General features: G+C 68.5%; 1 protein-coding gene. It reads left to right on the forward strand.

Features of this window, described 5'->3' with window-relative positions; genetic code table 11:
• Positions 1–610: 610 nt before the first annotated feature.
• Positions 611–1,867 (forward strand): group II intron reverse transcriptase/maturase, encoded by a 1,257-nt coding sequence (gene ltrA, locus FFK22_RS41610; RefSeq protein WP_221939295.1) that lies wholly within the window; start codon positions 611–613, stop codon positions 1,865–1,867.
• Positions 1,868–1,938: the final 71 nt, after the last annotated feature.

The raw sequence follows: 1,938 nt of genomic DNA on the forward strand, positions 1-1,938 counted from the left end.
GGTGCGCCAGGCATGGCGCGAAGCGCCGTGACGGGCGCTGCCTGGTCCGCTGTGGTGGCGGTCGAGGTGACTTGGAGGTGAGCGTCCTCTGCGGGCCCTGGTGATGGGAACCGCTAGCCGAACAGCAAGGGCGTCGTCGTGAGGCGGGGTCTGAAGGAAGCTGTAAGCAAAGTGCCGGCCTGACGAACAGGAAGCGCATAGGAGGCGTCCGTACTTGGGCGAGGGGGCCTAAAGACCCGAAGCCCGATATCACCCGGAGGGTGCGGCCGTAGATGCGCCAGGTATATGGCACGAAGGTCACGCGTCTTACCCTGGGAGGCCTGCCGGCCTGCCCCTGGCGACAGGTGTGCTACCGGCGCCGCGAGGCGTCGGGAAGGGGCGGCAGGCGTCAGCAGAGGCCGTAGTAGCCGAACCGAGCGGCGAAGGGCCGAACATGGAGCGCCGGACGGAGGCCGGCCTTTCGATGGCGATGGGAGACGCAGAAGACGGGGCTGAGATGCCCCAAGCCCACGCGGGGCACGGCGGCCGGCAGCCGCCGCAGCCGGCCTTGGGTGCGTCAAGCGCCACGGCAGGGCCGAGACCTTCCCGACCGGAGGAGAGCGAGCGGCTGATGGAGGCGATCCTCGGCCGGGAGAACCTGATGACGGCCTACCGCCGGGTCAAGGCGAACCAGGGCGCGCCGGGCATCGACAAGATGACCGTCGAGCAATTGTGGACCTTCCTGGAGGGACACTGGCCGGGCATCCGGGAGAACCTGCTTGAAGGCCGGTACGAGCCGGCGCCGGTGCGCGGGGTGGAGATCCCCAAGCCCGGCGGCGGGGTGCGCCTGTTGGGCATCCCGACCGTGCTCGACCGGTTCATCCAGCAGGCGATGCATCAGGTGCTGTTGCCGATCTTCGATCCGGACTTCTCCGACGCCTCGTACGGCTTCCGGCCGGGGCGGAGCGCCCACGACGCGGTGAAGGCCGCGCGGTCCCACGTGGCCGCCGGCCGCCGCTTTGTGGTCGATCTCGACCTGGAGAAGTTCTTCGACCGGGTGAACCACGATGTGCTGATGGCACGGGTGGCGCGCAAGGTCTCGGACAAGCGGGTGCTGCGGCTGATCCGCCACTACCTGCAGGCCGGATTGATGACGGGCGGGATGGCGACGATGCGGACGGAGGGGACGCCCCAGGGCGGCCCCTTGTCGCCGCTCTTGTCGAACATCCTGCTCGACGACCTCGACAAGGAACTGGACCGGCGGGGCCACGCCTTCTGCCGGTACGCCGACGACTGCAACATCTATGTGCGGACGCAGCGGGCCGGTGAGCGGGTGATGGCCTCGATCACCCGGTTCCTGAAGGAGGTGCTGCGGCTTGCGGTCAACGGGGCCAAGAGCGCCGTAGACCGTCCTTGGAACCGCGTCTTCCTGGGCTTCACCATGACCGCCCACAAGGTGCCGCGCCTGCGCGTGGCGCCGACGAGCGTGGCGCGGCTCAAGGGCAAGCTCCGGGCGCAGTGGCGCCAGGGACGAGGCCGCAGCCTCAGCCGCACCATCGAAGACCTCGCCCCGGCATTGACCGGCTGGATCGCATACTTCCAGCCGGCCGAGGCCAAGGGCATCTTCGAGGAACTGGATGGCTGGCTCCGACGGCGCTTGCGCTGCCTGATCTGGCGCCAATGGAAGCGGCCGAGGATACGAGCAATGCACATGATGCGGCGCGGGCTTGACCAAGAACGAGCATGGCTGTCCGCTTATAACGGACATGGCCCCTGGTGGAACGCCGGGGCCAGCCACATGCACGACGCCTTCCGGGCCAGCTTCTTCCGATCTCTCGGACTGATCAGCCTCCTCGACCGGCACCGCCGCCTCAACCGCGCTCCATGAACCGCCGTGTACGGAACCGTACGCACGGTGGTGTGGGAGGAGGGATGCCGCAAGGCTCCCTCCTACCCGAT

The organism is Mycobacterium sp. KBS0706, from assembly GCF_005938675.2.
Taxonomy (GTDB): Bacteria; Pseudomonadota; Alphaproteobacteria; order DSM-16000; family Inquilinaceae; genus Inquilinus.

What these genes read in the sequence shown, in the direction of transcription:
- ltrA (WP_221939295.1), top strand. Translation starts at nt 611, where the DNA reads ATGGAGGCGATCCTCGGCCGGGAGAACCTGATGACGGCCTACCGCCGG.